General features: G+C 36.9%; 19 protein-coding genes. 11 read left to right on the forward strand and 8 right to left on the reverse strand.

The annotated features are described in order from the left end of the window. Positions 1-12 precede the first annotated feature (12 nt). Together ACTJIV_RS08390 and ACTJIV_RS08395 are read right to left on the reverse strand one after the other, a co-directional pair. A complete protein-coding gene (locus ACTJIV_RS08390; RefSeq protein ID WP_111957617.1) occupies positions 13-1026 on the reverse strand; it encodes a WD40/YVTN/BNR-like repeat-containing protein in 1014 nt (337 codons plus the stop codon). A gap of 53 nt (positions 1027-1079) precedes the next feature. Beyond that, on the reverse strand, positions 1080-2624 hold the full coding sequence (locus tag ACTJIV_RS08395) for an APC family permease (RefSeq protein ID WP_111957619.1): 1545 nt from the start codon (positions 2622-2624) through the stop codon (positions 1080-1082). A 166-nt stretch (positions 2625-2790) separates the two neighbouring features. Here ACTJIV_RS08395 and pnuC point away from each other — a divergent pair, with 166 nt between their 5' ends. From pnuC to ACTJIV_RS08420, 5 genes are all read left to right on the forward strand, one after another. Further along, positions 2791-3468, forward strand: coding sequence for a nicotinamide riboside transporter PnuC (gene pnuC / locus ACTJIV_RS08400; protein ID WP_440626804.1), 678 nt, complete (start codon positions 2791-2793; stop codon positions 3466-3468). Next, entirely contained in the window at positions 3465-4169 is a 705-nt protein-coding gene (locus ACTJIV_RS08405) for a hypothetical protein (RefSeq protein ID WP_440626806.1), read from the forward strand. The genes pnuC and ACTJIV_RS08405 overlap by 4 nt, the downstream gene beginning before the upstream one ends. A gap of 90 nt (positions 4170-4259) precedes the next feature. Then, positions 4260-5027 carry a diaminopimelate epimerase gene (gene dapF, locus ACTJIV_RS08410; protein WP_223558814.1) on the forward strand — a complete coding sequence of 256 codons (768 nt, stop codon included), beginning with the start codon at positions 4260-4262 and terminating at the stop codon, positions 5025-5027. Between the two features lie 30 nt (positions 5028-5057). Next, positions 5058-6083 carry an endolytic transglycosylase MltG gene (mltG, locus tag ACTJIV_RS08415; RefSeq protein WP_440626809.1) on the forward strand — a complete coding sequence of 342 codons (1026 nt, stop codon included), beginning with the start codon at positions 5058-5060 and terminating at the stop codon, positions 6081-6083. A 168-nt stretch (positions 6084-6251) separates the two neighbouring features. After that, complete coding sequence (locus ACTJIV_RS08420; RefSeq protein ID WP_111957627.1) at positions 6252-8807, forward strand: TonB-dependent receptor domain-containing protein; 2556 nt, start codon at positions 6252-6254, stop codon at positions 8805-8807. A 39-nt stretch (positions 8808-8846) separates the two neighbouring features. On the opposite strand, the gene ACTJIV_RS08425 is transcribed toward ACTJIV_RS08420, so the two are convergent. The 4 genes from ACTJIV_RS08425 to ACTJIV_RS08440 form a co-directional block, all read right to left on the reverse strand. After that, entirely contained in the window at positions 8847-9299 is a 453-nt protein-coding gene (locus ACTJIV_RS08425) for an adenylyltransferase/cytidyltransferase family protein (RefSeq protein WP_111957629.1), read from the reverse strand. Positions 9300-9405: 106 nt separating this feature from the next. Continuing rightward, positions 9406-10425: a UDP-glucose 4-epimerase GalE gene (gene galE, locus ACTJIV_RS08430; RefSeq protein WP_440626812.1), complete on the reverse strand. Its 1020-nt coding sequence runs from the start codon at positions 10423-10425 to the stop codon at positions 9406-9408. Between the two features lie 21 nt (positions 10426-10446). Next, positions 10447-10896, reverse strand: a complete 450-nt coding sequence (locus ACTJIV_RS08435) for a hypothetical protein (RefSeq protein WP_440626814.1) — start codon at positions 10894-10896, stop codon at positions 10447-10449. Positions 10897-10900: 4 nt separating this feature from the next. After that, entirely contained in the window at positions 10901-12025 is a 1125-nt protein-coding gene (locus tag ACTJIV_RS08440) for a DegT/DnrJ/EryC1/StrS family aminotransferase (RefSeq protein WP_440626816.1), read from the reverse strand. An 86-nt stretch (positions 12026-12111) separates the two neighbouring features. On the opposite strand from ACTJIV_RS08440, the gene ACTJIV_RS08445 reads away from it, so the two are divergent. After that, positions 12112-13716 carry a S8/S53 family peptidase gene (locus tag ACTJIV_RS08445; protein ID WP_440626818.1) on the forward strand — a complete coding sequence of 535 codons (1605 nt, stop codon included), beginning with the start codon at positions 12112-12114 and terminating at the stop codon, positions 13714-13716. 291 nt (positions 13717-14007) lie between these two features. Here ACTJIV_RS08445 and ACTJIV_RS08450 read toward each other — a convergent pair whose 3' ends face one another. Further along, a complete protein-coding gene (locus tag ACTJIV_RS08450; RefSeq protein WP_440626820.1) occupies positions 14008-16542 on the reverse strand; it encodes a phosphoenolpyruvate carboxylase in 2535 nt (844 codons plus the stop codon). A gap of 135 nt (positions 16543-16677) precedes the next feature. Between ACTJIV_RS08450 and ACTJIV_RS08455 the strand changes: the two genes are divergently transcribed. The 5 genes from ACTJIV_RS08455 (at position 16678) to ACTJIV_RS08475 (ending at position 20617) form a co-directional block, all read left to right on the forward strand. Then, on the forward strand, positions 16678-17082 hold the full coding sequence (locus ACTJIV_RS08455; protein ID WP_440626822.1) for a hypothetical protein: 405 nt from the start codon (positions 16678-16680) through the stop codon (positions 17080-17082). A gap of 37 nt (positions 17083-17119) precedes the next feature. Further along, positions 17120-17734 carry a hypothetical protein gene (locus ACTJIV_RS08460; RefSeq protein WP_440626824.1) on the forward strand — a complete coding sequence of 205 codons (615 nt, stop codon included), beginning with the start codon at positions 17120-17122 and terminating at the stop codon, positions 17732-17734. A 280-nt stretch (positions 17735-18014) separates the two neighbouring features. Continuing rightward, complete coding sequence (locus ACTJIV_RS08465; RefSeq protein ID WP_440626826.1) at positions 18015-19178, forward strand: iron-containing alcohol dehydrogenase; 1164 nt, start codon at positions 18015-18017, stop codon at positions 19176-19178. A gap of 253 nt (positions 19179-19431) precedes the next feature. Next, positions 19432-19893: a lipocalin family protein gene (locus tag ACTJIV_RS08470; RefSeq protein ID WP_111957647.1), complete on the forward strand. Its 462-nt coding sequence runs from the start codon at positions 19432-19434 to the stop codon at positions 19891-19893. A gap of 67 nt (positions 19894-19960) precedes the next feature. After that, complete coding sequence (locus ACTJIV_RS08475; RefSeq protein ID WP_440626828.1) at positions 19961-20617, forward strand: GDSL-type esterase/lipase family protein; 657 nt, start codon at positions 19961-19963, stop codon at positions 20615-20617. A gap of 40 nt (positions 20618-20657) precedes the next feature. Here the strand turns inward: ACTJIV_RS08475 and ACTJIV_RS08480 are convergent, their stop codons facing one another. Next, the gene (locus tag ACTJIV_RS08480; protein WP_111957651.1) at positions 20658-22019 is read right to left on the reverse strand and encodes a DEAD/DEAH box helicase; all 1362 of its coding nucleotides are present in this window, start codon (positions 22017-22019) and stop codon (positions 20658-20660) included. Between the last annotated feature and the right edge of the window lie 166 nt (positions 22020-22185).

A 22185-nucleotide genomic window follows, 5' to 3' on the forward strand; every position in this document is an offset into this window, starting at 1 on the left:
TATCCCTAAGATTTAAAATTTTAATTTCATGACTGAGATTCTGTCTTTTCCTGCAAAAACAACGGTATTGCCCTCTAGCCAGCTGCAGACAAAAAATCCTTTCTCATCAGAAATTTTTTTCCATGTTTTTCCGAAATCAGAAGAATAACTGATGTGCTTATCGCCTACAGCAATGATTTCTTTTCCTTTTGATCCCGGTTTAATTTTTACACAGGTCGTGTAGCCGGCATTCTTTCCGGAAGACTGTACCTGCCAGGTTTCCCCGCCATCATGGGTGGTTGCAATATTATTGATATTTGCGTCCTGTTTGGTATAATCTCCGCCTACTGCAATCCCGAATCGGTTGTCATAAAAATCTATTGAATACATTCCCTGCGAAGATTCTCCCTGGATAAAAGGAGTTTCGAAAACCTGGATACTTTCTTTTTTCAAATCCATTCTTAATATTCTTGATGCTTTTCCGCCAGTTGCAATCCACAGATACTTTTTTGTTGAAGCGATATTGGTATTGCTTGCTGCAAAAGCCGCTTCACCGCTGTTCAGTTTTATATCACTTTTGAACATTCTCCATTTTCCATTACTGTAAACAGCCAGTTTCAATAGATTATCCTTATCTGCATCACTGAAAGTATAAGCCATCTGATGATTCACGAAATGCAGAGCATCATAAAAAGCAGTTTTCACAGTATCAGTAAAGATAATTTCTGACTTCAGATCTTTTTTATCAATCTTAAAAAAATAGGCAGGACTTTCAATATTAATAGCATAAAAAGAACTCTTATCCTGTGCCAGCGTTCTAAACTGAAGCTTTTTATCCGATAGACCCAGCTGTTTTTGGTCCTTGTTATTTTTAAGATCAACAAAGCCAAACTTTGAATCTGTTCCGGTATACCAGACTTTATTATCATAAACTTCAAGAGCTCTTATGCTTATCTTGTCATTTAAAATAGTGGTAAAGCTTTCTATTTGCTGGGAAAACATAAATATCCCCAAGCATACCAATAAAATGGAAAAAGTTTTTTTCATAGAGACAAAAATAAAAAATCCACAGAATTCTGTGGATTTTAAGTTGATATTTTTTATAAATCTATATCAGGTTTTTCTAAAGGCTCCTGTTCTGCTTTAAAAGTTTCTCCAAAACCTCCGTTCTGAAGCTTGGAATGCTTTTTACTGTACAGGAAGTACACAAAGAATCCGATGATCAGCCATGCAAAAGAATACATCTGCGCTTCTTTGCTCAGGTTAAAGATCAGATAAACATTGATCGCGATACCTAAACAGGCAATAAGAGGTAAAGCCGGAACTTTAAAGTTTCTCTGTAAATTAGGCTCTTTCACTCTTAATACCCAAACTGCTACACATACCATTGTAAACGCGAACAAAGTTCCGAAACTGGTCATATGGGCAAGATCATTAATCGGGGTAAGAGAGGCAATAATAGCAATTACCACTCCTAAAATAAGAAGGTTTTTTGTAGGTACTCCAGTTTTAGGGTTTACTTTTGAAAAAGTAGCCGGGATCAATCCGTCTTTAGACATTCCAAGGAAAATTCTTGACTGTCCCATGATCATTACCATCAGTACAGAGATCAATCCTATTGTAGCAGCAATGGTAATAATGTAACCAGCCCATGCATATCCGGCAATATCAAATGCATATGCTACAGGTGCTTTGATTGCATCCGGATATTTACCCAGCGGGTTAAAGTCTGTATAATGCATCATTCCTGTTAACACCAAAGAAACAAGGATATATAAAAGCGTACAGATGATCAAAGAAGCGATGATCGCAAATGGTACGTCTTTTTTAGGGTTAATAGCTTCTCCCGCCTGTGTGGAAACTGCATCGAAACCTACATATGCAAAGAAAATAGCTGATGCTCCCGCAACCACACCTGCCAGACCGTAAGCGGAATGCGAGACTCCATTTTCGGTAATAGTGGTTGGATCAGGAATAAAAGGAACCCAGTTTTTAAAAGGTTCAGCTGAATTTAAAATGATAAATGCTCCTGCAACGATTACAAAAATAATGGCAGAAACTTTAAGTATTACAATAAAGTTATTGGCTTTAGCAGCACCTTTTGTTCCTCTTACCAGAATAGAAATCACAAAGAAAACAATCAAAAATGCGGGCAAATTCATAGAAAATCCGGAGTTTCCTGCTGCAATATAGGTTTGCGGATCTGAGGTAAGATAAGCAGGAAGATGCAGCCCGAACATTTTGAGAAGTTTGGCAAAATATCCTGACCAGGATACGGCGACCGTCATAGATCCCATAGCGTATTCAAGTATCAGTCCCCATCCTATGATCCATGCAAAAATTTCTCCTACTGTACCATAAGCATAAGCATAAGCTGAACCTTCTACGGGAAGTATGGAAGCAAATTCTGCATAACAAAGTGCTGCAAATACGCAGGCTATCCCTGCAATTACGAATGAAAGTGCCAGTGCAGGCCCTGCATTATAATACGCACCTGTTCCTGTAAGTACAAAAATTCCTCCTCCAATGATTGCTCCGATTCCGATAGCAGTAAGGCTCCATTTTCCCAGAACGCGTTTCAGCTGACTCTTTTTGATATCAGCTTCATAAGCGCTCATTGGCTTCTTAACCCAAATTTTAGACATGTTTTTTTATTTAATTAAAGATTTACGAAAATATAAAAAAATTACAAACCTTAACGTTTATTAATAAACTTTCGTAATTTATTTTAAATAAAAATATTTAAAAAACTGATTTACACATTATTTAATTTATTTTCAAAAGTGCTAATTTTTGCTTATTTTTGATCGCATGAATTTATATGATCTTTTTGTAAAGCCGTATGAAAACTACAGTGGTCTACAAATTCTGCTGGAAGCCACCGGTACATTTTTCGGAATTTTGAGCGTCTATTTTTCAATAAAAAAGAATATCTGGGTATACCCTACCGGCATTATTTCTACGCTGATATACGTTTATATTCTGTTTAATTTTGGTCTTCTGGGAGATTGCATGATTAATGTGTATTATACCGCAATGAGTATTTACGGCTGGATTCTTTGGTCGAAAAATTCTGAAGACCATATTCATGTAGAGGTAAGCTGGGCAACAAAAAAAGAGAGAATATTCGCAGGAGTGCTTTTTGTACTAAGCATGGCACTGGTTACCCTTATTTATTATTACAAACCTTATATTGACAATCAATTTTCTATGGAGGGTACTCATTTAGGATTGTATCATCTGGATTGGGCGAATTGGCTGGATGTAATCACCACCTCTATATTTTTAGTAGGTATGTGGTTCATGGCCAGACAACGCATTGAGAACTGGATTTTCTGGATCATCGGAGATTTTATTTGTATCCCTATGATGATTTTTAAGGAACTTGGTATCACTTCGGTTCAATATTTGGTATTTACTATAATGGCTATCTTAGGATACCTTAATTGGAAAAAAAGTTTAAAAGAAAAAAGTACAATAAAGTCATGAAAAATTTATTTAAAATAGCATTCAGTATCGTAGCTATAAGCAGTTTAACATCGTGTTTGGCGTATAGTGACGGATATGCAAACAATGGCGGATACGGAGATCCGTATTATAATAACGGATATTACTATGCACCTTCCGGATATTACGGAAACGGCGGTTATTATGGAAATGACGGCTATTATTACAGAAACGATGTCAATTATTATTATGATAACGGTGTTCCTTATTATTACTATAATTCAGGTGACAGCAGAAGAAAAGTATACGTTGAAAGAAGAACTACGGTAACTTCACAGAGACCAAATAACGGATTCCAGAATACCCGTACTAATACTAACAACGGAGGTAATTATAATAATAACGGTTTCAATAACAACAGAGGAACCAGCACAAGAAATAACAGCAGTAATAACGGATTCAGAAATTCGAATAACAGCAATTCTAATAACAACCAAAGACCACAGAGCAACCAAAATAACGGAGGCTTTAGAAATTCAGGCGGAAATTCTCAGAACAATCAGAGAAGCCAGAATAACCAAAGCAGTGGTGGGTTCAGAAATACACAACAGTACAACCAGAACCAGAACAGTACCAGAACAGAGTCTTCCGGTGGGTTCAGAGGAAGTACAAGCACCCAGGGTAACACTCAGCAAAGCAGCGGTTCTACGAGACAGCAGTCAAGCGGAGGTGGATTTAGATAAAACGATTATAAATAAGAAAACGGACAGCTAACACTGTTCGTTTTTCATTTTAAATATATTAATTTTGCTCGTTAATTTTAGACTAAAAATATGGAATTTTATAAATATCAAGGGACTGGAAATGATTTTGTCATGATTGATAACCGGGATCTGCAGTTCCCTAAAGAGAAAGATCTTATTGAAAAACTATGTGACAGACGTTTCGGAATTGGTGGCGATGGACTTATCCTCCTGGAAAATGATGATGCCTATGATTTCAAAATGGTCTATTATAATTCTGACGGTGGCGAGAGCACCATGTGTGGAAATGGCGGAAGATGCCTGGTAGCATTTGCTTTCTTTCTGGATATTTTTGAAGATAAATGTAAATTCATTGCAACAGATGGTGAACATGAAGCAGAGATCCATAACGGTATCATTAAATTAAAGATGATTGATGTGGATACCATCTCCGGCGATGGTGAAGACACTGTGATGAATACAGGGTCGCCTCATTATGTAAAATATGTAGAAGATCTGGTGAATTACAATGTTTTTGCAGAAGGACACGGCATCAGAAACTCGGAAAATTATAAGGAAAAAGGCATCAATGTGAATTTTGTAGAAAAAATTACTGATGATGAAATTTTCGTAAGAACCTATGAACGAGGCGTTGAGGATGAAACTTACAGCTGCGGAACAGGAGTTACAGCTTCTGCTTTAACTTTTCTGCAAAAAAACAATCTAATTTCCGTAAAAGTTAAAACTTTAGGAGGAAATCTTAAGGTTCATGCTGAAAAAAACGGAAATTCATTCCAAAACATTTGGCTTGAAGGTCCCGCAAAGCAAGTTTTTAGAGGTAAAATAGATCTTATTTAAAAACTAAACTTTTTAATCAAATTTTTAATAATGAAAAAAACTGTTCTCATTATCGCTCTCATTATTGTAGGAGCGGCAGGATTTTTTGGTTTGAGATTTTATAATAAATATTATGGAAACAACGTAGAGAAAGACGGATATGTTCTGATTCCCCATAAAGCGGATTTCAAGCAGATTCTTGATTCTGTGGGTCCATATGTAAAAGATAAGGAAGTTTTTGAAGCGGTTGCCAGGGATAAAGATCTTGATAAGTTTTTTAAACCGGGGCGCTATCATTTCCAGTCAGGAGCAGGAAATACCAACCTTGTGAACATGATTAAAGCAGGAAATCAGTCTGAAAACAGTTTCAGAATCGGTGATTTTGGAGATATGTACCAGATGATAGGAAAGGTTACAAAAAAAACGGAGCTGGACTCTTTACATTTTGTAAACGACCTGGATAAAGTAGCAGCAGAAAAGGGGTACAAAAATGCAGAAGATTTAAAAAAATATTTTTTCATTGATACCTATAATTTTTTCTGGACGGTAAGCCCGAGAGAATTTTTCAAAAAGTTTGATGAACAGTACAATGAATTCTGGACAGCTGAAAGAAAAAACAAGGAACAGCAATCCGGCCTGACGAGAGATCAGATCTATGCGCTGGCCTCTATCGTTTATAAAGAGTCAGGCGGGAAAAAGGATGAAATGAAAACGATTGCAGGATTATATCTGAACCGCTATAGAAAAGGAATGAAGCTACAGTCTGACCCTACGGTGATCTATGCAATTAACAAACAGACCAATTTTAAAGATCCGATCAAAAGAGTACTTTATAAACATTTGTCTACGCCATCACCATACAATACCTATGCAAATGCAGGAATTCCTCCAGGGCCTATCTGCGTAGTAGATAAAAGCTCTGTAGATGCGGTTCTGAATGCAGAAAACAACAATTATATATTTATGTGTGCTGACCCTGCAAGATTTGGCTATCATAAATTTACAGCAAGCGCTGAAGAGCATGCCATCAATGCGAAAGCTTATCAGGACTGGCTGAATTCAAAAAATATAAAATAAAAGATAAATTTAACTTTTATTAACAATATGATAATTAACTTTTAACACTTCTATACGACTTATACATCTATAAATAATACATAAATCGTAATATCTGGAATCAGAACCAATTAATGATTTCACAATATTAAGACTTATACTTTTACGATTTTACACAAAAAATACCTTATGAATCAGACGGAAATTGTCAACATTTTCACAAAAAAAACGCTAGCGCTTACTTTTGTACTTTCGGCAGCTGCCATGGCATTTGCCCAGGAAAAAGCAGGAGTTACGGGAATGATTGTCAACAAAAACAACCAGCCGGTTCCTTACGCTTCTGTGACGTTCAGCAATAAAGCGAACAAAACATTAAGCGATGCTGTATTGACCGATGAAAAAGGACAGTACAAGCTGGAACTGGCTCCTGGAAATTACGACATTACAGTAGAAGCCATCGACTACAAGAAAAGTGTGGTCAATAAAAGCATTGCAGGTCCCGGAAATATTGGAGCTTTATCCATTCAGCCGGAAGCAGCAACAACTCTGGATGGCAAAACCCAGGAAATACAAGGCGTGGTGATCACTGCAGCGGCAACAAAACCTTATAAAGTGGAGCTTGACAAAAGGACTTACGATCCTTCCCAGGATATTGTAAGCAAGGGAGGAAATCTTCAGGATGTGCTTTCCAATGTTCCTTCCGTTTCCGTGGATACTGATGGTACTGTTTCGATGAGAGGAAGCTCCAATGTAAAGTTCCTGATCAACGGGAAGCCTTCTGCCCTTCTTGGGATAGATGATGGTGCCAATGCACTTCAGAGTATTCCTGCAGACCAGATCGAGAAAATTGAAGTAATCACCAACCCTTCTTCTAAGTTCGAGGCTAGCGGTACAGCGGGTATTTTGAATATTATTTTAAAGAAAAGCAAGAAGACCGGTTTTAATGGTAGTGTTATCGGGGCTTTAGGTTATCTTCCCCAAACCAGCCTTAATGCGAATCTTAACTGGAGAAAAGGAAATTTTACATGGTTTCTAAATGGCGGCGGAGGTTACAGAGAATCAAAAAATACCAGTAGAAATGATGATTATTTTAACAATGCTGTATTAAAGGATGATTTGGTACAAAGAAATACCGACTCTGAAACTAAAAGTAAAAATAACAACTATAACGCTTCTGCAGGTATCGTTTATGACATTTCCGAAAAAACCTCAGTAAACGCATCCGGAACCGTAAGAACTTTTGACAGTGAAAATTTCGGAAATATTGATTATCGCTACACTCCTCTTACAAATCCTTTTTATACATCAAACAGAAGTACTTTCGGAACAAACAACAACCTCGCTTTTCAAGGTGATTTCGGACTAGATCATAAATTTGATGATAAAGGACAAAATTTATCATTATCATTAAGTTTACAGAGAAGCCGATCATACAACGATACTAATATTGATGATACTAATGATAATCTGAAAAATATCATTAATCAAAATACCATCAACAGATCTGTTATTGGTAAGGCTGATTATGAGTTGCCTATTGGTGAATATTCAAAATTAGAAGCAGGATATAGAATTGATATCAATACCAATGATTATAGTAATGATGTTCGTGAGAGCACGACAACAAAGCCATTAGATTTCCTTAAGCCATATACTTATGATGCAACATATAAGGAGACTTTCAATGCTTTTTATTTACAGTTCAAAAGTAAAATCGGAAAATTAGGTTATCAGGTGGGTGTAAGAGATGAATTGTCGAATGTAGACATTAATTACCTAAGCCTTGATCCCAAGAAAAATGTACCTGCAACTACTAAAAATTACAATAACTTATTCCCAAGCGTCTATTTAAGTTATGAATTCGCTAAGGATAATCAGTTGCTATTAAACTACACAAGAAGAATAGACCGCCCAAGATCATTCTTTATGATTCCTAACCCAAGTTATAATGATAACCAAAATATTTTTGACGGAAACATTGATCTTAATCCATCATATGTAGATTCTTTTGAATTTGGGTACAGCATTTCAAAAAAGAAATTCACAATTAACCCTACGCTGTATTACAGACATCAGACTGATGATACAAAAATGTTAGTGTATAATATTTTGGCTACAGATGAAAATGGGGCTATTATTGATCCAAAGCGTATAGAATCTCACACAAAACCACTTAATCTTGGTACAGATGACCGTTTCGGTTTAGATTTAAACTTCAACTGGGATGCAACAAGCTGGTTGAAATTCTTAGGAAATGTAGATATGTTTGGTTACAATACAAAAGGCAGCACTCTATATGACACCTTTGATAAAGATGGAAACCCTATTCAGGCTGTTGCTGATTTTAATGGCAAAGGTTTTTCAACAAGAGCGAGACTTTCTTCAACCATTAAAGTGGATAAAACATTCAGTTTCCAACTACAAGGATTCTACAGAGGAGGCCAGAAAACGGCTTACCAGGATAGAAAAGATATGTATGCCATCAGCTTCGGTGCATCTAAAACAATTTGGAAAGGTGACGGAACTTTAGCGTTTAACGTTCAGGATATTTTCAATACCAGAGCGATGAGATCTACAACATATACAGCAAACAGCGTAAGAGATTCTTATATGCAATGGCAGCCGAGACAGTTCTCAGTTTCCCTGACCTACAGGTTCAAACAGGGTGAGAAGGTAGAACAGCCTAAAAGGAAAAAAGATATCAATTCCAATGCAGCTGGCGACGATCAGCAAGCTCCAATGTAATACACAAAAAATCCCGAAAAATATTTTTCGGGATTTTTTTTATTTTACGGTTTCAGGGTGTTCGGATTTTTCCTTTTCAGCTTCATAAATTCTTCTTCTAAGGTCGCTGGTGGAAAACCTGTGATCTCTTTTATTATAAAAGATCTCAATTCCTTTCTCTTCACAATACTTTTTACCGGTGAAATCCCTGTCCATATAATCATCACCAATAATTCTTACATCAATAACAAAAGACTTTAAAATATCTTCAAGATCTTCTTCTGTGTAATATGGGATAATTTCGTCAACAGCATTTACAGCCTTTAACTGAATATATCTTTCTACAATGGTCTGACTCGGTCTGTTCTTATTCGGACGGTCGTGGGAAGGGTCTATCTGCAGCCCTACAATTAAATAATCGCATACTGTTTTAGCTTCTTCAAGCATTTTAATGTGACCGGCATGCAGCAGATCGAATGAGGAAAATGTAATACCTATTTTTTGTGTTTTCATAATAGTGTCAATTAAAATTCCGGCATAATTGCTATTTTAAACTGATAAAAGAGCTCCTATTGCAGGAAAAGATTTTTGTTATTATAATTGTTTTTTAAGTTCTTTTCTAAACAGCTCTTGAGTCAAGATACTGCTGCCATTTCCAGACTGTTCTTAAAGATTCCTCTAATGAAGTTTCGGACTTCCAATGAAGTTTTTTTTCAGCCTTATCCGCATTAGCATAAGCAATGGTAATATCCCCTTCTCTCCTGGCGCAGATCTGGTAAGGGACTTTCACGTCATTAGCCGTTTCAAATGCTTTCACAACTTCCAGAACAGATGATCCTTTTCCTGTTCCCAGGTTAAATATATCAATTACTGTTTCTTCACTGCTCTGTAACAAGCTCTTAAGTGCACTTACATGAGCTTTAGCTAGGTCGACAACATAAATATAATCACGAACCGCAGTTCCGTCTTCCGTATCATAGTCATCACCCCAGATATTCAGCTTCTCGCGGATTCCTGCAGCAGTTTGAGTAACATATGGAATCAAATTATTAGGAACTCCCAATGGAAGTTCTCCTAATTTTCCAGACGGGTGAGCTCCGATTGGATTAAAATATCTCAAAAGAGAAATTCTTCTGTTATAAGCTTTCGCAAAATCAATCAGAATTTCTTCTCCCATCTGTTTTGTTTTACCATAAACGCTTTCAGGCATTTTCAATGGTGTATTTTCATCAATCGGCATTTTCTCTGCCTGTCCGTACACCGTGCATGAAGAGCTGAAAATAAAATTTGAAATTCCTCTTTCCTTAAACTCCTGAAGAATGTTAATGAGTGTGAATAAGTTATTTTCATAATAATCCACAGGCTTTACCTGGCTTTCTCCAACCGCTTTGGAAGCTGCAAAATTGATGCATCCTTCAATTGGGTGAGCATCAAATACCTGAGTAAGGAGCTCTCTCCTCTTTAAATCGAAAGGATAAAAAACGGGCTTCTTACCTGTAATTTCTTCGATATTTTTTAAAATAAATTTTTCAGAATTGGATAGATCATCAACAATGACAACATCAAAGCCATTATTGATAAGTTCTACTACCGTATGGGAACCTATATATCCTAATCCTCCTGTAACAAGTATTGCCATTTTTTTTGTTTAATATTTTTTTTAATCGTTGTGTTTTCCTATGTTTTCTATTTCGTTTTTTGCTGGAATATGTTTAAAATAATTTATAAGTACAACTGGACCTACAACAAATAATAAATTTGAAAAAACATATAAAAATAAATATGTTGCAGGACTGGCAGTCCTTTGATATTTAACATAAAAAATTATTGCATGAAAAATAATCATTAAGAATAAAGAGATGTTTAAATAGAAAAACATTTTCCTAGATTCTTTAAATATACTCACAAATGTAACAGATAATAATGGAAGTATTAAAAAATATAATGCATAAATAGGTATTTTAAATGCAGTATACTCTTCTGCCAATCCATATCCTCTTAAAAAAATTTTAAACATATTATATGCAAAAAATATCATCCAGCAAAGGACGAAAATAATTGCAAAAAAATAAGCAAACTTATTTTTAAGTATTCTTTCATCGTGAAGCATAGTCTTACTTCATAAACTCCAGCACAGCATCAGAAATATACTTCAGCTGCTCTTCATCCAGTTCCGTATGCATCGGAAGAGAAATTACCTGGTCCAAAAGCTTATCTGTATTCACAAAATCTGCATCATTGCTTTCCTGATAATAAGCTTTCTGCTTTCTTAAGGCTACCGGATAATAGATCATCGCAGGAATTTCTTTTTCCATAAGGTATTTTTGTAGCTCATTACGTTTTCCGTTCAGGATTCTCAAAGTATACTGGTGAAATACATGAGTAGAATATTCCGCCCTTTTTGGAGTTAAAATATTTTCGTTTCCTGCAAAAGCTTCGTCATAATAATCAGCTGCTTTTCTTCTCGCGTCATTGTAAGAATCAAGATTCGGAAGTTTTTTTCTCAAAACTGCAGCCTGAATACTGTCTAATCTTGAGTTCACTCCTACCTCATCGTGATAATACCTCTCGTACATTCCGTGATTAACAATTCCTCTTAAACGGTGTGCCAGTTCATCATTATTGGTAAAAATAGCTCCACCATCACCATAACAGCCTAAGTTTTTAGAAGGGAAAAAAGAAGTAGTTCCCACAGTTGCCATAGTTCCTGCATATTTTTCAGTTCCGTCAGAGAACGTATACTGTGCTCCTATTGCCTGTGCATTGTCTTCAATGACATAAAGATTATGTTCTTCGGCAATTTTTAAGATTTCCTCCATATTGGCACACTGCCCGAAGATATGCACCGGGATAATTGCCTTTGTTCTTGGCGTAATTGCTTTTTTAATTTCTTCTGTAGAAATGGTGAATGTATCGTAATCTACATCTACCAGCACTGATTTCAGTTTAAGCAGATGAATAACTTCTACTGTAGCAGCAAAAGTGAAATCTGCAGTGATCACTTCATCCCCTTCTTTCAGGTCTAAAGCCATCAGCGCAATCTGCAAAGCATCCGTTCCGTTAGCACACGGGATCACATGCTTTACATCTAAATAAGATTCCAATTCATTCTGGAAAGACTTTACTTCAGGGCCGTTGATAAAAGCCGCAGAATCCATTACATTTAAAACCGCATTGTCTACATCATTCTTTATTTTGTAATACTGACTTTGCAAGTCAACCATCTGAATTTTTTTCATAAATAAATATTTGTGTAAAAATAAGGAATTTAAAATCCTATCAAAAATTTTATTGATTTTGTTTTATCTTTATAAAAAATAACTTTATGAAAAAACTTTTACTCTTTTGTCTTTTAGTGGGTTACTCTACCGTAAATGCGCAGACAGAGCTTGTTTTTGTTTATTTTACAGGCAAACCGAATAAAGCTGCTTTTTATGCAAACCCTCTTTCAGAACTGACACAAAAATCCCTTAACAGACGTACTTCTCTGGGCATTCCGTTAAATGATCAGGATGCCCCGATTGAACAGTCTTATATCCAGAATCTTCAGAACCTCGGTTTTACGGTTACAGATTATTCCAAATGGCTTAACGGAGCGGCTGTAAATGCAACTCCGACACAAATAACAACTTTACAGGCCCAACCCTATGTATCGTCAGTAGGACGCTTTGCAAGAAACACCAGTTCTGTTCCTAAAACAGCACATCAGGATAAATGGAATTTTTCTTCTGAGACTCAAAAGACCCTGACTGTTTTTGATTATGGTTCGGGTTCTGCACAGATCGACCAGATCAATATAAGACCCCTTCACCTCGCCGGATTTACAGGAACAGGAGTTTCCATTGCAGTTATCGATGCAGGCTTTCCTTATGTAGATACCGGTTCTGCCTTTGAAAGATTAAGGAATAACAATCATATTAAAGCTGTTTACGACTTTGTAACCAAAACAAGCAACGTATACAACCCTTCTATCAGCAATCATGGATCTGCTGTGCTGGGAGCCATCGGAGGCTATATCGAAAACACTTTTGTAGGTTCCGCTCCGGATGCCGATTTCTATCTTTACCGCAGTGAAAATGCGGTTGGTGAAATTCCGGAAGAGGAATTATACTGGATAGAAGCAGCCGAAGAAGCAGACAGAAAAGGGGTAGATATCATCACATCTTCTCTTGGATACAATGTTTTTGACGATTCTCGGTACAGTTACAGCTACTCAGATATGAATGGAACGACTTCTTTCATCGCAAGAGCTGCTGAAATAGCTGCTAATAAAGGAATTTTCGTTCTTGCAGCGGCAGGAAATTCAGGCCAGCAGCCATGGCATTATATTATGACTCCTGCAGACAATGCTAAGGTATTCAGTATAGGATCAGTAGATGATGCAGGAAGTTCTTCAGGATTTTCATCATATGGCCCCAATGCCATTGGTGTGGTAAAACCTGATGGAAGTGCAAGAGGAACCGCATCTGCTACAGTTAACAACAGTACTTTAGTTTCGGTAAACGGAACCTCTATTGCAACGCCCATAGCTGCCGGTGGCGTGGCATGTTTCATCCAGGCTTTTCCTTCCATGAATAGGGAAATGATGAGAACCAAACTGAGAGAGACCGCTTCACTTTATCCGGCTCACACAGATCAGATGGGTTATGGTATTCTTAATTTTGGAAACCTTTATAATCAGGTATTAAATACTTCTGAAATGGTGAAGAAAGAAAAGTTTGCCATTTTCCCGAATCCTGCTAAAAATATTTTGAATGTGGCTTCTGAAAGCGAAATCCTGTCGCTAGAAGTCTATGATAATTTAGGAAAGCTGATCAGAAAAAATAACAGTCAGAAATCTATAAAAGTGGAAGATTTTCCGAAAGGAACTTATTATCTGAAAATCCAGGCGAAGGATCAACTTTTTTATGAGAAGTTTTTAAAGGAATAGTTATTTGATATTCCTAATCCTGAATTTATTTTCAACCACAAATAACATAAATGCTACAAGTTCAAATCAATGGAAAGGATTTGCCATTTCATTGTCACACTTAAAAAGTAAAATTATTAAGGCTGAAAGTACAAACTATTCCCTCAATAAACTACCAAAGATGTACCCTTATCAAGGTTTAATTTCAATAGAAAAGGGCTTTAGCCCGTTTCACTTTTATCACCAATCAAATTGGCTTTAGCCAAATGTTAAAACAACGCCTCTCAAATTGAGAGGCGTTAATATATTTAGTTAAGCTGAATTTCTGCTCGCGTTAATATTTCCGAATAATGATCTGGTCACCAGCTTTTCATAAGCTTCTTTATTTCCCTCACCTTTCTGGATTTTCATCAGCGCATACTGTTGGATACTCAACAGCGGAAGTACGATCTTCTCACGGATTTTCACCGATTTTCTGGACAGCGGATCTTCTTCCTGCAGCATTTTGAAGCCGGTAAGCTCAAGCATAATGTCTCTTGAAAGTATATATTCATCAAAAAGAACATTCCAAAATGCACCAAATTTTGGATTATTTTTAATGTAATACGTCAGCGGAAAATAAGATTTGTTCATGCTCATCATCGAGTTCAGAACTAGAGTTTTAAAGAAATCCGAGCCTTTATACAGTTCTTTCACTTCCTCCAGCCTTCCTTGCTCTTTCATCTGCTGCATAGCAAACCCGAACCCAAAAAATCCGGGAACATTCTGCTTCAGCTGAGACCATGATCCCACAAATGGGATTGCCCTGAGGTCTTCAAATTTCAGTTCAGTGCCATTCCCTCTTTTGGACGGGCGGCTTCCGATATTTGTTTTACCGTAATATTCCAAAGTACTCATCTCCTGGAGATAAGGAACAAACATTGGGTGAGCTTTAAGGTCTGAATATTTTTTGTAACTGATGTCGGCAAGCTCGGCGATCAGTTTTCTTTCTTTTTCTGTAAGATCTTTTTTGGAATTTTTAAAGACATCATTTTCAACTCCGGCAGTAAGAAGCTGCTCAAAATTGTATTTGGCCTGTTCTTTATTTCCGAAAATACTGGTGATCGTCTGTCCCTGGATGGTCAGTTCAATTTTATTGTTGGCAATCGTATTTCCCTGTGATGCATAAAAATCATGGGTCTTCCCTCCTCCTCTTGCCGGAGGACCACCTCTGCCGTCGAAAAACACTACTTTAATTCCATTCTGAACGGAAAGTTTAGTTAAAACTTCTTTCGCCTTATAAATTTCCCAGTTGGCTTTCAGATATCCGCCATCTTTTGTTCCGTCTGAAAAACCAAGCATAATAGTCTGTTGGTTTCCTCTGCTTTCAAGATGTTTTTTATACACCGGATTCTGATAAAGTTCATTCATGACATTTTCGGAATTGGCAAGGCCTTCCATGGTTTCAAAAAGCGGAACAATATCCATTTTAATTTCTTGATCCTGATATCCGCAGATTTTAAAGAATGCATACACATTCATCACATCTTTTACGGCATCGGAATTCGAAATAATATAGCGGTTCATTCCCCTTTGCCCATTAAGATCCTGAATCTCGGAAACCTGTGAAACTGTTAGTAAGGTATCTTTCACAATATCTTCAAACTGATCTGCATTAACTTTATGATTGAGCTGGATCAGCTTATCGAATTTTTCTTCTTCACTAGCTTCAATATTACCATAAACTTTTGCAAAAACCTCATCAATAACTTTCTGATGGATCCTGCTGTCCTGGCGAACATCCAACGTTGCAAAATGAGTTCCGAAAATTTTCACACGGTCTCTGAAATTAGCCAGCAGGTCTAAAAACAGGGAATTGTGCTCCTTCACCAGTATTTTTTCAGCTTCGTCTGCTTTTTTCAGAATATCCTCTGCTGTAATTATATTTCCATTGAAGATCGCTCCATACAGCTCATCGCTTAATTTTGTCAATACTTCAGAAACTCCTCTGAAGCTTAACCTTCTTCTTATAAATTTTAAATGACTGTAATAAGATTTCAGAATTGCGGAACGGAGCTCTTCTGCTACTCTTTTGGTAACATCAGCGGTTACAAACGGGTTTCCGTCCCTGTCTCCACCCGGCCAGAAGCCAAGCTGAATAAGATCTTCGTGAAGATGGAAATGACCGTTTCCAAACGTTTTTTTGATTTTGGTAAACAGCTCTCCGATCGTATCGTAATAAACATATCTTAAATAAGAAATAATGCTAAGCGCTTCATCAATTGGAGTCGGCTTTTCTTTATTAACGAAAGGCGTTTTTCCCAACTGCTGCAAAAGCATATCAATCTGGGTAACGGAATCACTGGTAATAGCTCCCCGTAAATCCTGGATAATCCTCTGTACCGAACTTGGATAAAACTGGGTCGGGTGCGCTGTAAAAACTACTTTTACCGTAAAATCCTTCAGTTTTTCACGGACTTTTTCAAGTTTATGGTCCTGGTATGAACGTTCAAACAGATTAGTTACTGTTCCGCTGTCGCTTTCAGAATGGAGGTTTGGAAATGCAGCATCTTCTATACTATCAAACAAAACTACCTGTCTTTCTATGTACTGTATGATCTTAAAAAGCAGTTCTATTTTCTGCTCTTCTGTTTGAAGATCTGTATGGTTTTTAAAGAATTCTTCGACAATTTCCTCAGGGGTTTTGCCTTCTTCATATCCGTTTCGGCTTTCCTCGTAAAGGAACGGGAGAAGCATCCCGATATTGGTCATTTTATCATAAGGCAGGCTCATAAATAATGAATTGTAGATCTGGAATTTATTCTCCACGATCTGCCTGAATTTTTCTGCTCGTTGGTCGTGTATCATATAACAAATGTAATGGATTTTGGTTTTAAATTAATTGACAAATGACAAAAAATACTGCTACAGGAACAAAATTATTTTTTGACTACAACTGTTTAATGATTAATTTTACTTTTCACAGAAATTAATCAAGATCTCATGAAAAATATATTCATATTCCTCTTAATGGCTTTTATTTTCACAGGCTGTGGTGAAGATTGCTATAATGCCCCGCAGACGATTGCTTTTAAATTCGTTGATTCTAATGATGAAAATCTAATCACGAACGGAACACTTATTGCCTATTCGATAAAGGACGAAAATCAGGTTGGAATACAATTGACCAAAACATCCGACGATATGATTATTTTAGAAAATGTGGGTGCTTATAATGGGACAAAAAATTATACTTTCCAATCTAATGTTAAAGCTTTTGACTTTTCAATACAGTCTTCAGAATTTAAAGGGGGTTGTGATGGGTACCAGATCAATAAATTAACATTTACAGGGATTGGTATTGATGTAACAGACGAAAAAGGATACTATAAAATTGTCCTGCAATAGTTAAACAGTCCTAATACTATTTAAGAAAATAATAAGTATGAAAATTATTTCGATCATTTCTTTTCTGATACCAAGCTTGCTGCTTTCCCAAAATACAATTCCCCCCGATTTCAAAAAAATTCCTGATATTCTGGACACCGCTGAATATTTATATCCGTTCATTGTTCCGGACAAAGACTATGGCTACTGGAGGGTACTTACCAATGATCCTGATCCGGAAAAAGCTGTGATCTACGAAAGCCAGATGCCGGATTTCATGACCATTAATGAGCCTCTTCCTGAGAGAGGTTTTTTCCAGAAATGCATTGGTGAAAAATGTTTCACATATATTCTTGCCTGCAAAAAAGATCGATCCGTGTATTTCTCTAATGAACAGCAACTGAGAGATTTCATCGGAACGGTTGACAATCTTCCGGAAGCTATTCTATTGGCTCAAACCTATGGCTTTAAAATAGATACAAGCAATAAACTGAGTGGCTCCTATAAGATTGAGGACAAGCATATTTATCTGTATGCTTCAAAGTCTAAAGGTTGCCCGGAAATGAAAGAATCTTACTTTATAAAGATCAACAGAAAAACCGGAAAACTGGAATCTACAAGTAAAGGTGTCTATTTTAAAAGTGAGAATTGTAATCAACCCATTTCTCAGTAGAAGTAAGAAAGTAATATCGAGATATTTTATATTTAAATTCTCGCTGATTAGGCAGATTGTACAGATTTTTTTATGTTATAGCTTGGATGAAATCAACTTTGTTGATTCCTGTTCTGCAACCTCAAATTATATAAACTCTGCGTTAAAACATAACCAAGATCTTTCAGAGCAGGTAAAATTTATATTGTTATTATAAAAGACTTCGATAGGAATTTTAAAATTTCATTAACTCAGTTTTCAACTTGCATTGCTTAAATTTGGATCAAATAAATTTAGAACAATGCTTAATTTCGAATTTAAAAATCCGACAAAAATACTTTTTGGAAAAGGCGAGATCGCTAAAATTTCACGTGAAGTTCCAAAAGATGCCAAAATATTAATGATCTATGGAGGCGGAAGCATCAAAAACAATGGTGTTTACGATCAGGTAAAGGAAGCTTTGAAAGATCATGATTTATATGAATTCGGAGGTGTACCTGCCAATCCGGAATATGAAGTACTGATTAACGCTTTAAGCTTTATCAAAGAAAAAAATATCAACTACCTTCTTGCTGTAGGCGGTGGATCTGTTATTGACGGGACCAAATTCCTTTCTGCCGCTGCCAACTATGCAGGCGAACCTTGGGAAATCCTTAAAAATTCAGTGAGAACATTTGAAGGGGAAGGAATGCCTTTCGGAAGTATTCTTACATTGCCGGCAACAGGCTCTGAAATGAATTCGGCCTATGTCATTTCAAGAAGAGAAACTAATGAGAAATTATCTTCCGGTGGTCCGGGGCTTTTCCCACAGTTTTCAGTACTGGATCCGGAAGTAATCAGAACAATTCCTAAAAACCAGATTGTGAACGGAATTACCGATGCTTACACCCACGTTCTGGAACAGTATATGACAGCCCCTTCTTCTGCTGATCTTCAGGAAAGAATTGCAGAAAGCATTCTCATCAGTCTTCAGGAAACGGCTCCAAAAGTTCTGCCTGATGATTTTGATTATGATGCTGCCGGAAACTTTATGTGGTGCTGTACGATGGCTCTGAACGGACTTATCCAGAAAGGGGTAATCACGGACTGGGCTGTACATGCCATGGGACACGAACTGACTGCTTATTTCGGGATTGATCATGCAAGAACTTTAGCCGTTATTGCACCTTCCCATTACCGTTATAATTTTGAAACGAAAAAAGGAAAGCTGGCACAGTATGCTGAAAGAGTTTGGGGAATTAAAGACGGAACCTTAGAGGAAAAAGCAGAACTTGGAATCAAAAAAATGGAAGAATTTTTCCACAGCCTGAATATCAAAACAAAGCTTTCGGAATATACGGAAGATTACAAAGGTACTGCTGAAAGAGTGGAAAAAGCTTTTACAGACAGAAGCTGGTCCGGACTTGGTGAGTACAAGAAACTGACCCCTCAGGATGCTTATAAGATTGTTGAGATGAGTTATTAGATTTCGGAGTGATAGATTGAAGGTTTGAGAATAAATGAGTGTAGATACGAGTTGCTGTCGATTGAGCGTCTGATATATGATCAAAGACGGAATTTTCGAACCATGATTAGTTTCTGCAACCTAAAATTTTCATATTTAGCCTCCTCTTCTATAAAAAAAACGGTTATTTATAAACATTCGTTTAAAAAAGCTTGATTTCATTATAGATATTTCAAATTTATTTATATTTTAGCGTATTCTTAAATTTGTGAAAATGAAAAAACAGCTACTTTTATTTGCCTTTTCAGCTTTGGCGCTAACTTCATGTAAAGATGACAATATTGAAGCCTATGAATTAGAAATGATGAGCGGAGACTGGAAGGTAAGCAAAATAGAAATTATTTCCGGAAAAGACAATAAAACAGTACTTCAGACAGACACTCCGTCTGACTGTCAAGCTAAAGATATTCTGCACTTCAGAAGTGATTATTATACCAGCTATACGTATTACTCTGCCATCGGACTTGAATGCCAGATAAGCGGAAAAACCGAAGGGAAGTTTACATATACAGAAGAATCTAAGCTGATGAGCATTAAAAATGATAATGATACTGAAAGATGGTACAGAGTGGAAGTCCTTACAAGCCAGGATCTGAAACTGGCCCAACTGTTTGGGACCTTTGATCAGAACGGTGACGGTACGGATGATCTCACTTATGTGACCTATAAAAGATAAACACAGACTCTCGATTTTATCGGGAGTTTTTTATTACATTTATCAGATATTTTAAAAATTGATTGCAATGAAGAAGATTCTTTCAGTATTTCTACTGCTGTATTTTGCCTTGTCCTTCTCACAGGAAAAAAAGCCGATGTTCTGGCAGGACATTCAGAATTTCAAAAAAGCGGACCAGGAAAATCCTCCGCCAAAAGGTGCCATCCTTCTGATAGGAAGCTCTTCTTTTACAAAATGGACAGATGTTGCCAGCTATTTTCCTGACAAAACAATTATTAACAGAGGTTTTGGAGGTTCAAGAATGACGGACCTGAATGATTTTGCCGACGATCTACTGAGCCCTTATCAGCCTAAACAGATCATCATCTACTGCGGTGATAATGATTTTGCAGACAACCATAACCTGAAAGCTAAAGTTGTGGTGAAAAGGTTTAAAACGTTCTATAAAAAGATCCGTGAAAGATTTCCGGATATTGAAGTGGACTATATTTCCATAAAATATTCGCCGAGCCGCGAAATGCTGTGGCCACAGATGAAAGAAACGAATAAAAAGATTGCCGCTTTCATGAAAAAAGAACCTAATGCAGAATTCATCGATATTACTAAAGCCATGGAAGATTCTAATGGAAATGTAAGAAGAGATCTTTTCGTTGAAGACATGCTTCACATCACCCCGGAAGGCTATGAAATCTGGGCGAGGGTGATGAAACCTTATATGAAATAATACCTGTTATAAACAAAAAAATCCCTTCACGGGATTTTTTTTATTTCTTTTTCTTGGATTTCGATACAGATATCGATTTCTGCTGGGCTCTGTTAGCTCCAAATTTCTTCGGCGCTTTCCTTTTGGAAGGTCCTCCCCAGTTTTCTTTTTTGTTTTTATCCTTTTTCTCGTGAAATGCTCCTCCTCCTTCATACAGTTTTACCTGCGCAGGATTTTTCATGATGATCACATCTTCTTCGGAAGCAATTTTCTTAGGATTGATTTTCACCTCTGCAGGGAAATCATTGAACTTAAGATCTTTATCCATTAAGAGCTCAATGTCAAGAACATAAGCTTCTTCTTTTTTAGTCACGAAAGTAATTGCCTTACCGTCTTTATCTGCCCTACCCGTTCTTCCTATTCTGTGGATATACTGCTCAGGAATTTCAGGTGTTTCAAAGTTGATAACGTGGGTAATATCCGAAATATCCAGACCTCTGGCCATTACATCGGTGGTAATCAGTCCTCTGATCTCTTCGTTTTCAAATCTTTTCATGGCCTTAAGCCTGTAGTTCTGAGATTTGTTTGAGTGGATCACATCAAACTGCTCAGGGAAAAGTTCATCAATTTTAGCAAACAGAAGATCAGAGTTCTTCTTATTATTAGTGAAAATCAACACCTTGGACATTTCATCCTCATTATTTTTCAGTAAATGCTCAAGAAGATTGATTTTTGTATTAAAGTTTTCCACTTTGTAACCGGTCTGCTCAATTTTTTCAAGAGGCGTTCCTGATTTGGCCAATGAAATTTCTACCGGACTGGCAAAATACTGATCCAGCATTTCATCTACCGCTTCCGTCATGGTGGCCGAGAAAAGAATGTTCTGTCTCTTCGGCTTCATCATTTCGAAAATATGGGTAAGCTGTGGCCTGAAACCTAAGTTCAGCATCTCATCAAACTCATCAATGATCAGCTTCTGAACTTCTCTCAATGAAATTGCATTGTCAATAGCAAGGTCCATTACCCTTCCCGGAGTTCCTACTAAAATATCGCATCCGTTATTAAATAAAAGTTTCTGCGTATTGATATTTTTTCCTCCGTATATTCCGATTACCCTTGCGGTAATATTTTCTGTCAGTTTCTCAACAATTTCAGCTACCTGTACCACCAATTCTCTTGTAGGAACAAGAATCAAAACAGTAGGATTCCCTGTTTTGTTGTATTTCCATGTTTTAAGAACGGGCAGAAGATAGGCCAATGTTTTCCCGGTTCCGGTCTGTGCGATCCCCATCACATCTCTTCCGGAAAGTATAGGGCCAATGCTCTTTTCCTGAATAGGTGTAGGTTCGAATAGTTCCAGATCCGCTAAAACATCAAGAATTTTAACCGGCAGGTCAAAATCCGCAAAAGTGAGTTTTTCCATGGTGCAAAGATAGGTATTTAAATTTAGAGGTTGAGCGTGGGTTGGAGAGTTTGAGGGTAACAGGGTTTGAGGATAGTTTATGGGTGCGGGTTTCGGATTCCAGGATAAAGGGTGCAGAGCTTAGGTTAATGAATGATGAATTATAACTTCATCACTAATTTCTAAC

It is taken from the genome of Chryseobacterium sp. 22532 (assembly GCF_052044665.1).
Classification (GTDB): domain Bacteria; phylum Bacteroidota; class Bacteroidia; order Flavobacteriales; family Weeksellaceae; genus Chryseobacterium; species Chryseobacterium lathyri.

Bases quoted from the DNA above. Each gene is read 5' to 3' on its own strand.
- ACTJIV_RS08390 (WP_111957617.1), bottom strand. From the start codon at position 1,026: ATGAAAAAAACTTTTTCCATTTTATTGGTATGCTTGGGGATATTTATG.
- ACTJIV_RS08395 (WP_111957619.1), bottom strand. From the start codon at position 2,624: ATGTCTAAAATTTGGGTTAAGAAGCCAATGAGCGCTTATGAAGCTGAT.
- pnuC (WP_440626804.1), top strand. From the start codon at position 2,791: ATGAATTTATATGATCTTTTTGTAAAGCCGTATGAAAACTACAGTGGT.
- ACTJIV_RS08405 (WP_440626806.1), top strand. From the start codon at position 3,465: ATGAAAAATTTATTTAAAATAGCATTCAGTATCGTAGCTATAAGCAGT.
- dapF (WP_223558814.1), top strand. From the start codon at position 4,260: ATGGAATTTTATAAATATCAAGGGACTGGAAATGATTTTGTCATGATT.
- mltG (WP_440626809.1), top strand. From the start codon at position 5,058: ATGAAAAAAACTGTTCTCATTATCGCTCTCATTATTGTAGGAGCGGCA.
- ACTJIV_RS08420 (WP_111957627.1), top strand. From the start codon at position 6,252: ATGAATCAGACGGAAATTGTCAACATTTTCACAAAAAAAACGCTAGCG.
- ACTJIV_RS08425 (WP_111957629.1), bottom strand. From the start codon at position 9,299: ATGAAAACACAAAAAATAGGTATTACATTTTCCTCATTCGATCTGCTG.
- galE (WP_440626812.1), bottom strand. From the start codon at position 10,425: ATGGCAATACTTGTTACAGGAGGATTAGGATATATAGGTTCCCATACG.
- ACTJIV_RS08435 (WP_440626814.1), bottom strand. From the start codon at position 10,896: ATGCTTCACGATGAAAGAATACTTAAAAATAAGTTTGCTTATTTTTTT.
- ACTJIV_RS08440 (WP_440626816.1), bottom strand. From the start codon at position 12,025: ATGAAAAAAATTCAGATGGTTGACTTGCAAAGTCAGTATTACAAAATA.
- ACTJIV_RS08445 (WP_440626818.1), top strand. From the start codon at position 12,112: ATGAAAAAACTTTTACTCTTTTGTCTTTTAGTGGGTTACTCTACCGTA.
- ACTJIV_RS08450 (WP_440626820.1), bottom strand. From the start codon at position 16,542: ATGATACACGACCAACGAGCAGAAAAATTCAGGCAGATCGTGGAGAAT.
- ACTJIV_RS08455 (WP_440626822.1), top strand. From the start codon at position 16,678: ATGAAAAATATATTCATATTCCTCTTAATGGCTTTTATTTTCACAGGC.
- ACTJIV_RS08460 (WP_440626824.1), top strand. From the start codon at position 17,120: ATGAAAATTATTTCGATCATTTCTTTTCTGATACCAAGCTTGCTGCTT.
- ACTJIV_RS08465 (WP_440626826.1), top strand. From the start codon at position 18,015: ATGCTTAATTTCGAATTTAAAAATCCGACAAAAATACTTTTTGGAAAA.
- ACTJIV_RS08470 (WP_111957647.1), top strand. From the start codon at position 19,432: ATGAAAAAACAGCTACTTTTATTTGCCTTTTCAGCTTTGGCGCTAACT.
- ACTJIV_RS08475 (WP_440626828.1), top strand. From the start codon at position 19,961: ATGAAGAAGATTCTTTCAGTATTTCTACTGCTGTATTTTGCCTTGTCC.
- ACTJIV_RS08480 (WP_111957651.1), bottom strand. From the start codon at position 22,019: ATGGAAAAACTCACTTTTGCGGATTTTGACCTGCCGGTTAAAATTCTT.